We start from the raw sequence: 13,988 nt of genomic DNA on the forward strand, positions 1-13,988 counted from the left end.
CATGGCGATCTTCGGCAAGCCCGGGGCCAGTTACCTCCACCCCGGCCGGCTCGACATCTTCGTCCGCTCACGCGAGGCCACGCTGGTGCACCTGTGGCTCGCCGACGGCGTAACCGGCGCCCTCGACCTGGGCGGCTGGGTGGACTGGTTCGCCGAGCCGGTTGCCGTTCACCGGGAACCACAGGGCCTCGACGTGTTCGCGGTCGGCGGGCTGAAACTGCTGCACTGGCGATGGGACGCCGAGCGCGGCCGGATGATCGGACCCGAGGAACTGCCCGGCTACCTCGCGACCAGACCGGTACCGGTGGCCGACGGCGATACCCTCTACGTGTTCGCCGCCGACCTCGGCGGCCGGTTGCGGATCTGGGAGTCCCGCCACGGCGGCCCGTGGACCCACACCACCCGCGCGGACATCGCCGACATGGACGGCCTGGTTGCGGTGCGCCGCCTGCCCGGGATTATCGACACCTACACCACCTCGCTCGGGATCGTGCACCGAGCCTTCGAGAACGGGCAATGGCAGGAGCCGGTGCGGCTGCCACGCAGCGAAACCCTGCTAGGCATCGTCTCGGTCGCGGCGATCGCCTGGCCGGCCAGCTTCCACTACACCCGACAGGATGTGTACAGCCGACTGCGGGACGGCACCCTCATGCACTGGGGGAAGGGCTTCTTCGTCAGCCCCCATCCGACCGGGTGGTGGGGGCCAGATCCCACCCGCAGGGAGCAGCTGCCGTTCGAGGCTGCGGTGGCGGCGCGTGGGCCGGACATCTTCTTCCGGGACGCGACCGGGCTGCTGCACCACTGGATCTGGCAAGACCGGGGACAACATTGGGACGACTTCTCGCCGGTTACAGATGGCTGGACCGCTGATCCGGTCACGGTCGAGCGGGGCGGCGCCCAGGCGGGCGTCGACGTGGTCGCCCAAGTTGCCGCCGACCGGGTGCGGGTAGCGTCCTGGAACACCCAATCCCAATCCTGGTCGCATCTCATCCTGGATCTGCCCAACCGGCGCGACGCGGCCGGCGCCGTGCTGCCCGAACTGGCGCAGGACGCGCTCGCCGGCGCCACTGACGACGTACCGCCAGCCTTCCTGCTCACCCGGCCCGCCGACCACGTCGTGCTTGGGGTGCACGCGGTCGGCTACCGGATGACCACCGACCCGGTACCGCGGCTGGTGGCCGAGGCGGGTGACGCCCACCTGGTGGTGACCTTCCCGCCGCAACACATCGCCGAGGAGGTGTCCGGGCCCGGCGCGTCGGCGCTGCTCGGCGACGTCTGGCAGGCGCGGCTGGCCGGTTCGAGCCGCATCGCTGTCACCGCCGCGCCAGAGTTCGAGCTGACCGCTGCGGGTGTGCTGGCCGCGTTGAACGACGCGCCGATCGATCGCAACGAGCAGCGCACGGCCGTCGAACTGCCCTGGGGGCTGATCCTCGTCCCGCAGCCCGGCGCCGGCGCGGTGGTCACCCGGCACCCGAGTGAGCCGGTGGACCTCGACGGCACGACCGGGCTGTGGCGGACCCGATTCGGCACCGATGCGGGCGACGGCGGGGTCGCGGTCGCGGCGCTGCGGGCCGGGCGGCCGGACCCGTTTCCGGTGGCGCTGACCAAGGCCAACCGGGTGAGCATCGCCGGGCAGTCCCCGCCCGCGCGCGCCGACCGGCTGGAGCTGAGCAGCCTGGGCGGCACACTGATCGCGGCGGGCAGCTGGCGGACGCTCGAGTGGGAGCAGCGCACGGTCGGCGGGCGTGACCAGCGGGTGCGCACCGCCACCAAGGGCGTGCTGTACCCGTTCGGGCACCAGGCGGTGTTCGTCGAAACCACCGAACGCAGCACCAGCGAGCCGGTCGCGGTGCTGCGCAAGACCCGGGCGCTATACGTCACTGAGTCGACGGTCGACGGAGTGCTGTCCCGAGCGTTCCCGTTCGAGCAGGTGGACATCACCACGCTGGAGTTCGGCGGTCTCGACGACGCCGACTGGCAGACGGTGCCCCGGCCGACCCGGGAGATCGCCGAACTCGAGAACCAGGCACTGCAGGCCGAGGTCGAGGCCGAGCGGGTCTTCGACGACCTGTACGGGGCGGACGCGCTGCTCGCCGGGATGCCGCAGGTGGAAGAACTCGCCGCTGGCTCGCCCGCCGACGCAGCCGAGCTACTGGACCCGGACGACCCGGAGGGGCCCACCCGCGCCGGGGCCGCGCACACTTGGTTGCGGCTGGATACGAACAGGCGGGACGCGCTGCGCGCCATCGAGCTGCTGCAGCGGGAGAACCTGGGCACCGATCCGGTGGAGACCTTCTTTCTGCCGACTCGCAACGGCGCGCCGATCCGCTTTCCGGTGCGCTGCCGTCAGCCCGGACGTCAGGTGGGGTTCGAGCTGCCGCTGGTGTTCGTCGCCGACCTCGAGCTCGGCGACGACGTCCGTGCAACGTTCCGGTCGTTGGACAACCTGGAGGTGACCGAGCGGGTCCACCAGTTCTACACCGAGCTGGGGCACGGGATGGTGGACCTGCCGGGCGCGAAGATCAACATGGTGCTCGACGCGGCCCGCACGGCGCCGGGCGACGTGCAGGAAGTACACCGGCTCAACATCGCCAGCAGCCCGTCGCCGGGCGGTGGTTTCGTCCCGTCGCTGGGCCGCGCGGACGAGCTCGGGTCGTGGGCGGCCGAGGTCGCGTTGCCGACGCTGCGCACCCTACTGGACACCGACCCGCGGGTGCGGACCATCTTCGACCAGGCCTATCTGGACGCCACCTCCGACGGCATCCCGCTGCGCATCCTCGACGATCTCGAGGTCGACTTCACCACCATGGCCGATCGCTCCGGCGGCCTCGCCGCGCCCAAGTTCATCGCGGACGGCATCTCCCGGATGCAGGGCCTGGTCAACATCGCCGGATCGAGGTCGAAGGCCCCGGCCGCCCTGTTCGCCGAGGGGGCGTCGCTGTTCGGCTTCGACCTGCGCGACCTGGTCCGCGACATTCCCGCGCCGCCTGAGATGGTCACGCTCGACACGACACCCCCGGAAGTCCGGCTGAGCTGGGAGAAGATCCCTCTCGCTGCGGCACCCGGCGGGGACTTCCTGCCGCTGTCGGCGGAGACATCCACGCTCACCCTGCGCAACACGAGTTCCGCAACGGGCAACGAGACGACCTGTGTGATCACCGACTTCAAGCTGGTGCTACCACGCAGCGAGCCGATGATCGAGATCAGCTTCGGCCGGGTCGAATTCCGGCAGCTCACCGGCAAGGCGCCGCATCTGGCCATCGACGGGCTCAGCGCGACGTTCGTCGGCAAGCTACGGCTGCTGGACGTGCTGCAGGAGAAGGTGGGACTGGGCAAGCTCGGGCCCCAGATCGTGCCGACCGCCAAGGACATCACCGCGCGCTACGCGGTGCCCTTGCTGGATGTCGCGGCGTTCTCCTTCGTGCTGAGCAATCTGAGCTTCAGCGCCGCGCTGCGGGTGCCGTTCGACGGCCAACCGGTGTCGATGTCGCTCGGCTTCGCCTCGCGGGCACGGCCATTCACGCTCACCGTGCTGATGTTCGGCGGCGGTGGCTACCTCGATCTCGAGCTGGACCGCTCAGGGCTGCGCCGGCTGGAGGTGTCGCTGCAATTCGGCGCCGCTCTGGCAATCAACCTCGGCGTGGCCACCGCGGAGGTGCACGCATTCGGCGGCATCCGCTACGAGCTGGTGGCGGGCGCACCCCGGCTCACCGGCTTCATCCACATCGGCGGCAGCGTGGAGCTGCTCGGGCTGGTGTCGGTGTCGGTGGATCTGCAGGTCGAGCTGGCCTACCAGTTCGACACCAACGCGCTGGTGGGGCGCGCGAAGATCATTATCGAGATCGACGTCACCTTGTTCTCCGAGTCGGTCGAGCTGGACAGCGGCGAATGGATGATCGCTGGTGGCTCGCCTCGTGAACGCTCCGGTCCGACGCCACCCCGGCCGCTAGGTTTCACCGCACCACCGCCCGGACCGGATCCGGTCGCGCTGCAGGCCTGGCGGAACTATCGAGGAGCGTTCGCGTGAACGAGATCCTGTGGATCGCGGTGCCGGCCGGGACCGTCACGAGCGATCGCGCGCCCCTGCGGGTTCTGGTGGTGCCCAAGCTCGACACGGCGACACCGCAGCCGCTCTCGAGCTTCGGATTGCAGGACTGGCCGGCCACTCTGGCCGGTGCCGAGTTCACCGTGGAGACGGCGCCCAACGCCGAGACGATCGTCACCGCCGTCACCGGGCTCACCCCGCTGACCGCACCGGCCAGCGAGGTGTGGCGGTCGTTCTTCCCCGCCACCGTGGTGGAACCGCCACGTCGACGGGTATACGACACCCCGGCGGTGAGCCCCACATCGACCGATGCCGCCCGGATCCGGCAGACCTACACCCTGTCCGCGCAGGCGATCGCCGACCCGGCGGTCGAGGCCGACCCGGTGCTGCGCGAGCAGTACGCGCAGTGGGCCACTGAGCAACCCGCCGCGGTACCTGGGCAGCTCGGGCCCGAGGCGTGGCGGACGCCGGATTTCGCGCGCACCATCTCGCTGCTGCGCGAGCATCCTGCGGTGCTCACCCGGCTGGGCCTGATCCTCGAGTTCGCCCTCGACGTCGCCACGATCCCGGTCGGGTCGCAACTGATCCGGGTGCGGTGCACGCTCGGCGCGGACCTGCCCGGCGACTGGCGCATGGTCACCCCGTGGACGCGCTTCGAGTTCGATCGGGTGCATTTTGTGCCGGCCCCCGGGGCAGGCAGCGACCTGCGCACCGGCATGGTCAACCTCACGGACGCCAAGCAGATCGCCGCCGACCCAGCCACTACGGCGACCTGGAGCGTGGCCACCTTCGACGTGGCCGGCGGCGTCGACCGGCTCCGCGACGGCGCCCGATCGATCACTGACAGCGACAGTGTAGTGACGTTGCCGGTGCTGCGGTCAGCAGGACTGGCACTGCTGCGCAACGGCCGCGGCGCGCAACTGGGACAACGGGCCGCGAACGCCCAGCGGCCGCTGCACGAGCGCGAACTCACTGCCGACGATCTCGTACTCGGCTACCGCGTCGACATTCGGCAGGCCAGCACCGAGGGGCATACCGGCCAGTGGTTCCCACTGTGTGAGCGCACCGCCACCTACCGCGTCGGTAATCAGCCGATCGGTCCGGCGGAACAGGTCGAGGAGGGGCACGTGAAGGCCAACGCCGCGGTGATCGGCGACGGCCGGGTGTTGCGCGCCGACGAGGTGGTGACCCAGTGGACCGGGTGGAGCCAGGTGTTGCCCCGCCCGGTGTTCGACGAGCGCGGCCCGGTGCCCAGCGCGGCGACCCGCCTGCCGCTGCCCTTCGACTTCCACTTGGACTTCGGCCGGTCCGAGCGCAAGCTGGGCGAGCTGCGGTTCGGGCAGGGCTACCAGATGCGAATCCGGGTCGCGGACATGGCCGGCGGCGGTCTCCGTTTCGACGACCTGCCGCCCGGTAGCAACCGCAACGCCACCGACCTCGTGCTCTATCGGCGGCACGAGCCAATCCCGCCGCCAGAATTCGCGCCGCCACCCGACGCGTTCCACTTGGAGTCCGGTCAACTGGTCGCCAACCCGGCCGCGTTCGGTCCCGGCGGCACCCTCGACTGCCTGGTCATCCGGAGCGACCCGAAGGGCGCGACCGCCCTCGACCCGGACCAGTTCGCCGCCGCGCACCCCGAGTATCCGCGCAACGACCGCCGGATCCTGCTGCCGCCGCCGACCTCGATGACCCTCGCCGAGCAACACGGCCGGCTCAGCGGGACCGACGCCAACGGCAACGCGATCGACGACACCGTCATCTTCGGCTGGGTGCAGCGGGCGGTGACCCCTCCGAGCGCAACCGAGCAGGGCGATTACAGCTGGCTAGCCGATCCGGCCGCAGTGAGCGTGCTGGGCCTCCTCGCCCCGGGCCCCGATGCGCCGGCGCCGGGGGAGAACACCGACAGCGCCTGGCAGCCGCGCTGGCCCGACTACTCCGCCAAGGCGCTCGTGCTGCAGGATCGCCGCAGGCCCAGCGAGCCGGTCATCGAGTGGGAGGAACGTCCCGGCCGCGGCGTCGTCGAGACGCTGGTGGTGCGGCTGGCACCCGGAGAACAGGCTGAGCTCGAGCTCAGCTCCCGCCCTGACGCCAACAAGATCGACGAGTTCGAGATCAAGGAATGGGTGCCCAACGCCGCGGAGGCCAGCCTGGCAGCAGGGCGGCACCCGATGCTGACCCCACCGCGGGTGGTGCGGCTGGTACACGCCATTCGGAGGCCACTCGAGGCACCGGCCGCCGCCCTGCGCGCCACCCGCGAGGTTGGCGCCACCTGGGCCACGCTCGCCGACTCCGACCGTCAGCTGTTCGGCGTCGACCGCAAGTCCACCGGCCAGGTCGACGTGGCGGCGCAGTGGCACGAACCCGGCGACAGCGATGCTGCTGGCCCCCTGCTGACCGAGCAGGTGTGCTCGATCGCGGTCGCGCCCGATGCCACCCAACTGGAGGTGCGGCACGAGTTCGGCGACACCCGGCATCGCCGCGTCACCTACACCTTGACCGCGCTGAGCCGTTTCCGGCAGTTCTTCGTGGCCGGAGAGGACGCCGCCTTCCAGGATGACACCACCCTGGCCGAGGTCGTCATTATCCCCAGCTCGGCGCCACCCTTGGCGCCAGTCGTGCTCGCGGTGTCCCCATCGTTTCGCTGGGAGGGCTCGGCCAACCTGGCAGCCGGGCCGGTGCAGCGGATTCGTCGCGGCGGCCGGATCCGAGTCGAGCTTGCGCGACCGTGGAACCTGTCCGGCGCGGGCGAGCTGCTTGCCGTGCTCACCGGGCCGGACCTCACCCGGGTTTCGCGAGATCCGATCTGGACCACCGGTGATGCCGCCGGAATCGCCCGTCCCGATGCGTTCGCCGGAACGGCGGGCGAGACCGAGGAGCACATGCTGCCGGGCACCGACACCGTGGTGCAGGTGGTGCCCTACGCAGCGCACCTGCACGTCGAGACCGACCGCTGGTACGCCGACGTCGAGCTGCCCGGCGCCGCGGCCGACTCGTACTGCCCGTTCGTGCGGCTGGTGCTCGCGCGCTACCAACCAGAGAGCCTGCCCGGCTGCGCCCTGTCGACCCCGGTGACCACTGATTTCGTGCAACTCATGCCGGACCGCACGCTGTCCGTGCAGCGCGTGGCCGACGGTCTGCAGGTGCTGCTGACCGGAACCGGGCCACTCGGGCCGACCCGGAACCGGGTCGTCGCCCTCGTCGAGGAGTGCTCCGGCGCGTCGGCCAGCGACCTCACCTCCGCTTCGCCGGACGTTGTCGGCATGTGGCATCGGGTGCCGGGACACGTGGTGGCGGGGGTGCTCGGCGAAACGCTCCCGGTGCTGGCAGTCCCGGCGAACGGCGGGCGGCTGCGAGTCGTGGTCCGGGAGATCGAGGACATCGAACCCGCCGTCGTCGGCGACAACGCCACCCTGGCCACCGAACTGCGGCAGCGGACCGTGTTCATCGACGTGGTGACGCTGGGGTAGCCCTCTCAGACAGATCCGTCGATCCGGGCAGCGACGATCCCGGCGATCTGCGCCTCGACCCACGTGAGCGTCGTGTGCCGCATGACGACCAAGGCAGGACCCACGAAGCTCCGAGTGCCTCGCCATTGCCGAACGTCCTTTCGGCGACGGATTTCTCCATGAGCAAGGGGAGACGCGCGCGTTTCGGGACCTGCGGCTGGCGATCTTCTCCGTCCAAACCCGCAGTGCGGCACGTCGTGCGGCCAGATCGCGATGCCGGACCAGGGAGGCGAGGAAGGACGGCGCCAAGTGGTGCGAGCACAACAGCGCGCTCCGTACGGACGGTTCGGGGTCTTCAGGAGACGCCTGCACACGGCGTCCGGTAGCGGACGGACCTTCGTCCCGTGATCGTGGGTCCACTCGGGTCCGTTTGCGACGGCGGCCCGCACCTTGGGCGAGGGGTTGTCCGCGAGCCGGGCCCGCTGCTCGGCATCCGCCTGGCTGCTCGTCGCGAACTGGACTCGCGCGTCCAGGACCGGTGAGGACAGCCGCCACGGACAACTCGGGCAGCCCCGGCCGGTGGAGGGCTTGGAAGGGCGGACCGTAGCCCCTGCCGTCGAACGTCGAAGGCGATCAGTCGCAGCAGCAGCGGTGCGGGAAGAGCCGTTCGGGTTGGCGGCGACTCCGTCCAGCGCGAAGGAGTAGAAGGCGACCATGCCTCAGCTCTCCGACCCGTCGCTCTGCGCGCAGCCCCTTCGGACGCCTACGCGGCATCGGCCTTTCGGGTCAACATGCCGTCTTCTGCCACGGACTACTACTAGGCCGCCTCCGCACGTGATCACCGAAAGCCCGCACCACGCCAGGTAGATGTCTTCGCCCCGTGCCAAAGACCGATGATGCGGCCAACGGAAGAATCTCGCCCAGATATGCGAGCGAACCCACGCCAGACTCAACGCGACAGGACAAAATTGCCGCCGGTTACCAAGCAGAGTCCTTTGAGATTCGGCGAACTCGTCGGTTTCAGGTCGTCGGCGACTCCGTGATCGAGGCCGCGATCTGCGACGGCGACTGGGTCACCGTCCGCCGCCAGCCGGTCGGCGAGAACGGCGACATCGTCACCGCCATGACCAACATCCTCGCCGAGCAGGTGATCACGAAATTGCCTCCCGGAAGTTGATCGCGGGATTCGCGATGGCGGCCTCGAAGTCCTCGAGCGAGCCGAACGCCCGGTTGACGGAGGCGAGCCGCAGATAGGCGATGAAGTCGAGGAAGACCGCACGATTGCGCCGCGATGAGCAACTGCGGTGCGAGAAGGCGTTGCGCGCTGCTTGGGATACTCGGCTCATGACGCTGATCCGCAGTGCAGCCAGGTCTGACTATCGGGTGATCATGCATCTGCTGGAAAGTGAAGAGCTCGGCCAGAGTGGCTCCTACAGCTTCGAGGGCATCGACGTCGTCGTGGCTGAACGTCACGGACATGTCGTAGGACTGGCGGAGTACGACCTCAGTTGCGACTTCGGCCGCTCTCAGGGACGGGCTGACCATCCCGGCGTGCAGACGTGGATCTACAACATCGCAGTCGCAGCCGAGCATCGGCGCAACGGTGTCGGTCGAGCACTACTCGTCGAGGTCGCCCGCCGGGCACAGAAAGCCAGCCGGACGTTCCTCGCCCTGGCTCCCCAGGATGGCGACGGTGCACCTGGTCGGCTCGCCTTCTTCCAGGCGTGCGGACTCTCCTTGATCGAGCCCGACACACCAGGTGCAGCATGGGGCTGCCCCATTAGCGAAATCCTCGCAACAGAAAGATCACCGCGCGACGAGGAGGAACGCGGAGCCGACACGGAGGCCCAGGCGCACTGACTGGCGGCCAAAGCGAGCAGGCTTCCAGCACTTCGTCAGCCTCAGGCGAGGACGGCGGCCATGGCGGCCGCCGCGCTGAGGACTCGTCGGATCATGCCCGGCCACCCCGCGGCCGGGCACGTGTTTGCCCTCAGCCAGGCGCGTTCGGGAGCAGGCCCTGCGGCGCTTGCTACGGCAGAACAGCGGCACGCAGGAAGTGCGACAACCGAACCCCGACAAATATCCTCGTCGCGGCCGTGCGCGGTGGCCCGCGTCTTGTCCAGGAGTGGCACTTCCCGCCATGGCAGGGCCTTCAGCCACTGGTGCAGGGTGGGCTGATTGCCCTTGATCAGCGCGATGTAGTGGGCGTGCTTGTCCTCGACGAGGAAGCGCGCGTGGGCGGTCTGCGAGTGGAGGGCGTCGAAGGTGACCACCGGCATGGGCCACCGAGCCGGGCCAGGACGTTGGGCGGGGCGTCGGCGGCCCACTCCGCGATCGCGGCCAGGGACTTCGCTCCGGCCAGGACCGCGCACGCGGCCAGGGAGAGGACGAAGGCGAGCGGGTGGCGTCGGTCCTGGTCCCGGCGGGGATCGGAGTTCCAACTGCCTTGGGATGGACGTTGATTCGTCGGTGTCCACGCTGATCCGCGCGGCGAGTAGCGCCCTCTGTGTCTCTGCCATAGGCAGAGCGGAGAGCAGTTTCAACCTACGTATCTGCGGAGCGCCGTAGGAGGTGGAGAACGTCTGCGCGTTGTCGGGATGCTTGTGCAGCAGGTAGCCGAGGTCGGTCGCGGGGCGTTCGGGGGTGCCGGTGGTGGTGATGGTCAGGAACACGTGGCCAGGCCTCATGGAAGGCGATGAACTGCGGATGGGTTGAACCGGGATCCTTACTGTGCGCCAACGTACAGCGAACATCCCCTGCGTACCCTGGCATTTTCGCCGCCCAAGCGGAGCCGACCTCCCCTCTTCGCGCGGGCCTGTGTCGGCCGTGGGGAACCCTGTGACAAGATCCGCTGGCATGTCATCTGTCATGTCGTCTGCCATGCCTTCGTTGCCTTCGTCGCCCAGGGGCCCCTCAAGAACCGGTCGCCGTCTGCTGGTCGCCCTGCTCGCGCTGCTCGCGACTGCAGGCTCCACCGTGGCCGAGGCCGGCACGCCGTCCGGCCCGGCGCCCGGCGCCGCGGTGAGAGCGGCCGAACCCGCGACGCCCGACCGCCCCAGCTACGACGTGAAGCTGCGCGCCGACGCCGACGGCTCCCACTGGGCGGGCCGGCAGACGGTGTCCTTCCGCAACGCCTCCAGCCGGCCCCTGCGTGAGGTGTACATACGCCTGTGGGGCAATGGCGAGGACGGCTGCGGGACATCCGGAAGACCGTCCCCCGTCCGCGTCTCCCACGTGCGCGGCGGCACTCCGGGCCGCCCCGGGGTGAAGTGCACGGCGCTGCGCATCACTCTGCCGAGGCCGCTCGCACGCGGTGAGCGGACGGCCGTCTCCTTCGACGTGGCCCTCACCGTGCCCGCACGCAACAACCGCTTCGGCCGCGAAGGCGCGTTCCGCTTCCTGGGCAACGCGCTGCCGGTCCTCGCCGTGCACGACGCGAGGGGGTGGCACCTCGATCCGTATGTGTCGTACGGCGAGAGCTTCTACACCCTGGCGAGCGACTTCCGGGTGCGCCTCGACCACCCATCCGCCCTCAAGGTCCCGGCGAGCGGCAGCACATGGACCCGCTCCGGCGGTACCGGGCGTACGGTCACCCACAGCGTCGCCAAGCGGGTGCGGGACTTCGCATGGGCGGCGGGCCCGTTCCGCACCGCGACCCAGACCTCGCCCGACGGCGTGCGCGTGAAGTCGTACTGGTCGCCGAACACGCCCGCCGCCGGTGTCCGCCTCAACCGCAAGGACGGCGTCGCCGCCATCGACCGGTTCGGCAGGGAGTTCGGCCGCTATCCGTACGGCGAGATAGACCTCGTGATGACCCCCGGGTTCGCCGGCGGCATGGAGTACCCCGGCCTGGTCATCCTCGGCACCGAGGAGGAGGGCGGCGCCACCGTCCATGAGATCGCCCACCAGTGGTGGTACGGCGTCGTGGGCAACGACGAGTACAACTCACCCTGGCTGGACGAGAGTTTCGCTCAGTACGCCAACGCGCGCTACTACCGCTGGGACGGGTTCGAGTGCTCGCCGGACGACTCCTGGCCGAGCGCCACCGCCGCGCTCACCAACTCGATGGCCTACTGGTCTACACACCGTGGCGAGTACTTCCAGGTCGTGTACGGGATCGGCCCCTGCGTCCTGGCCGACCTGGAGCACGTCCTCGGGGCCGGCACCATGGCGCGCCTCATCAAGAAGTACGCCCACGACCACTGGTACGGCGTCTCCACCACCGTCGACTTCAAGAAGGCCGCACAGGCGATGACGCACAGGGATCTCGGCCCCTTCTGGCGGAAGCACCGCATCCGCTGAAGTCGCACTCCGCTCGCGGGTGACGGGCGTACCCCCTCGGCGCCACGATGACGGTGACCGACGGGGTACGCGAGCAGGGCGGCGTCGTTCCGGCGGTGCATCCGGGTTGATGGGGCTTCAGGAGCTGCGGCAGGACTGCGGGTTGGTCGGCGGGGGCTGACGCGGAGGCAGGCACGACTTCCGGTGATCATGAGGTGTCGAGTCCCTGATCACCACGACGGAAGACCGTGCCTGCCCGCTCATCCTCGCTCATCCCGCGCCCTCTGGGCCAACTCGCCGACACCGCGCCGACCGTCCCCGATGACCTCCCCGGCCTGCTGACCTGCCTGGCTCAGGTGCCCGATCCCCGCCGGGACCAGGGCCGACGCCACCCGCTCGCCTTCGTCCTCTCCCTGGCCGCGTGCGCGGTCCTGGCCGGAGCGAAGTCCCTGGCCGCGATCGCGGAGTGGGCCGCCGACGCCCCGCCCAACGTCCTGGCCCGGCTCGGTGGCCCATGCCGGGAGCCGGGCCGCGGCCCCGTCGCCCCGGCCGAGGCCACCGTGCGTCGTGTCCTCCAACGCATCGACGGCGACGCGCTGGATACAGCCGTCGGAAGTTGGCTCGCCGGGCGCGAACGCGCCGCCGGCCAGGAGGAGAACGACAGCGACCGGCGGCCCCTGCCCTCCCTCGCCGTGGACGGCAAGACCGTGCGCGGTGCCCGCCGCACCGACGGCACCCAGGTCCATCTGCTCGCCGCGATGACGGGGATCGGCCTGATCACCGCCCAGCGCGAGGTGGACGCCACGACCAACGAGATCACCGTCTTCCAGCCCCTGCTTGCCCCGCTCAACCTGCACGGCACGGTGGTCACCTTCAACGCCCTCCACTCGCAGACCGCCCACGCGCGCTTCCTCGTCGAGGACAAGCACGCCCACTACATCGCGCTGATCAAGGGCAATCAGCCCACCCTGCACCAGTGGCTGAAGGCCCTGCCATGGCGGGAAGTGCCACTCCTGGACAAGACGCGGGCCACCGCGCACGGCCGCGACGAGATCCGCCGGATCAAGGCCGCCGCCGTCGCCGGGATCGCGTTCCCACACGCGGTGCAGGCCGTCCAGATCGTGCGCCGCCGACGGATCGCCACCACCGGCAAGGTCACCCTGGAACGCATCTACGGGGTGACCGACCTGACCGCGGAGCAGGCCGACGCAACCGAGATCGCCCGCCGCGTCCGCGGCCACTGGGGCATCGAGAACAAGATCCACCACGTCAGGGACACCACGTACGCCGAGGACGCCTCCCGCGTACGCACCGGCACCGCTCCACGTGCCATGGCATCCCTGCGCAACCTGGCCATCGGCGCTCTCCGACTCGCCAACCAGACGAACATCGCCGCTGGACTCCGCCACCACACCCGCGACGCCAACCGTCCACTGATCACCCTCGGCATCATGTGATCAACCAGGACACATCACCTGAACGACGCAGCCCTGCCACCTCCCCGGCTCGGAGAATACTCAGTCGATACAGAACTCGTTGCCCTCGATGTCCAGCATCGGGATGCACGCATCATTGCCGTCATACAGCGTTTGCACGTGTACCGCACCGAGGGGGACCAGCCGCGCGCATTCGGCCTCAAGTGCGGCGAGGCGCTCCTTACCCACGAGGCCGGTGCCGACCCGCACATCAAGATGCACCCGGTTCTTGACGGCCTTCCCCTCGGGAACGCGCTGGAAGTACAGTCGCGGGCCCACCCCTGAGGGATCTATGCAGGCGAACCATGAATCCCGCTGCTCAGGTGGCTGCGAGCGCTTGAACTCGTCCCAAGTGGCAAACCCCTCCGGCGGGGGCGGTATGACGTACCCCAACACCTCGCACCAGAAGCGAGCGAGGCGCTCTGGTTCTCCGCAGTCAAAGGTGACTTGGAACTTCTTGATCGCTGACATCGGCGCACCATAGCAGGGGGACTCTGCCGCTCTTTTCCCCAGGCGGATCCGCCCGCCATCCGGTCACGCCCGGGGCCGCCTTGGACCGCAAGTGATCAAACCGGACGGTCCAAGAGAACGATGCGACCGTGGCGGCGGAGCGCCCCAGAGGCCCCCAGGATCCAGTCCTGACCGACCACCCTCATGTCAAGATCAGTTGCGGGACAATGCTCAGGTGAGATGCCCCTGGGCGTGGATGTGCAGTGCCAGGTCTCGGACGGTGTCGAGGCG

8 protein-coding genes and 3 pseudogenes are annotated in these 13,988 nt (G+C 69.7%); 6 read left to right on the plus strand and 5 right to left on the minus strand.

From position 1 onward, the window contains the following. Position 1 precedes the first annotated feature (1 nt). The 3 genes and pseudogenes from ACZ7L0_RS28250 to ACZ7L0_RS28260 form a co-directional block, all read left to right on the plus strand. Positions 2-4,027, plus strand: coding sequence for a hypothetical protein (locus ACZ7L0_RS28250; RefSeq protein WP_471245372.1), 4,026 nt, complete (start codon positions 2-4; stop codon positions 4,025-4,027). After that, on the plus strand, positions 4,024-7,512 hold the full coding sequence (locus ACZ7L0_RS28255) for a hypothetical protein (protein WP_471245373.1): 3,489 nt from the start codon (positions 4,024-4,026) through the stop codon (positions 7,510-7,512). The genes ACZ7L0_RS28250 and ACZ7L0_RS28255 overlap by 4 nt, the downstream gene beginning before the upstream one ends. A gap of 1,000 nt (positions 7,513-8,512) precedes the next feature. Beyond that, positions 8,513-8,617: pseudogene (locus ACZ7L0_RS28260) on the plus strand (S24 family peptidase); the annotation flags it as partial. 25 nt (positions 8,618-8,642) lie between these two features. Here the strand turns inward: ACZ7L0_RS28260 and ACZ7L0_RS28265 are convergent. Next, positions 8,643-8,759, minus strand: a pseudogene (locus tag ACZ7L0_RS28265) (transcriptional regulator NrdR); the annotation flags it as partial. 76 nt (positions 8,760-8,835) lie between these two features. Here ACZ7L0_RS28265 and ACZ7L0_RS28270 point away from each other — a divergent pair. Next, on the plus strand, positions 8,836-9,351 hold the full coding sequence (locus tag ACZ7L0_RS28270) for a GNAT family N-acetyltransferase (protein ID WP_471245374.1): 516 nt from the start codon (positions 8,836-8,838) through the stop codon (positions 9,349-9,351). Between the two features lie 41 nt (positions 9,352-9,392). Here ACZ7L0_RS28270 and ACZ7L0_RS28275 read toward each other — a convergent pair whose 3' ends face one another. From ACZ7L0_RS28275 to ACZ7L0_RS28285, 3 genes and pseudogenes are all read right to left on the minus strand, one after another. Further along, positions 9,393-9,770, minus strand: coding sequence for a hypothetical protein (locus ACZ7L0_RS28275; protein WP_471245570.1), 378 nt, complete (start codon positions 9,768-9,770; stop codon positions 9,393-9,395). Continuing rightward, entirely contained in the window at positions 9,680-9,871 is a 192-nt protein-coding gene (locus ACZ7L0_RS28280) for a hypothetical protein (RefSeq protein WP_471245556.1), read from the minus strand. The genes ACZ7L0_RS28275 and ACZ7L0_RS28280 overlap by 91 nt, the downstream gene beginning before the upstream one ends. Before the next feature lie 177 nt (positions 9,872-10,048). Next, a pseudogene (locus tag ACZ7L0_RS28285) lies at positions 10,049-10,163 on the minus strand (hypothetical protein); the annotation flags it as partial. Positions 10,164-10,371: 208 nt separating this feature from the next. Between ACZ7L0_RS28285 and ACZ7L0_RS28290 the strand changes: the two are divergent. Continuing rightward, the gene (locus tag ACZ7L0_RS28290) at positions 10,372-11,793 is read left to right on the plus strand and encodes a M1 family metallopeptidase (protein WP_471245375.1); all 1,422 of its coding nucleotides are present in this window, start codon (positions 10,372-10,374) and stop codon (positions 11,791-11,793) included. A 227-nt stretch (positions 11,794-12,020) separates the two neighbouring features. After that, on the plus strand, positions 12,021-13,229 hold the full coding sequence (locus ACZ7L0_RS28295; RefSeq protein ID WP_471245376.1) for an ISAs1 family transposase: 1,209 nt from the start codon (positions 12,021-12,023) through the stop codon (positions 13,227-13,229). A gap of 60 nt (positions 13,230-13,289) precedes the next feature. On the opposite strand, the gene ACZ7L0_RS28300 is transcribed toward ACZ7L0_RS28295, so the two are convergent. Next, entirely contained in the window at positions 13,290-13,718 is a 429-nt protein-coding gene (locus ACZ7L0_RS28300; protein ID WP_471245377.1) for a VOC family protein, read from the minus strand. Positions 13,719-13,988: the final 270 nt, after the last annotated feature.

This window comes from Streptomyces sp. NPDC039424, from assembly GCF_055639495.1.

Coding starts and splice junctions, on each gene's coding strand:
- ACZ7L0_RS28270 (WP_471245374.1), top strand. CDS start 8,836: ATGACGCTGATCCGCAGTGCAGCCAGGTCTGACTATCGGGTGATCATG.
- ACZ7L0_RS28250 (WP_471245372.1), top strand. CDS start 2: ATGGCGATCTTCGGCAAGCCCGGGGCCAGTTACCTCCACCCCGGCCGG.
- ACZ7L0_RS28275 (WP_471245570.1), bottom strand. CDS start 9,770: ATGCCGGTGGTCACCTTCGACGCCCTCCACTCGCAGACCGCCCACGCG.
- ACZ7L0_RS28290 (WP_471245375.1), top strand. CDS start 10,372: ATGCCTTCGTTGCCTTCGTCGCCCAGGGGCCCCTCAAGAACCGGTCGC.
- ACZ7L0_RS28300 (WP_471245377.1), bottom strand. CDS start 13,718: ATGTCAGCGATCAAGAAGTTCCAAGTCACCTTTGACTGCGGAGAACCA.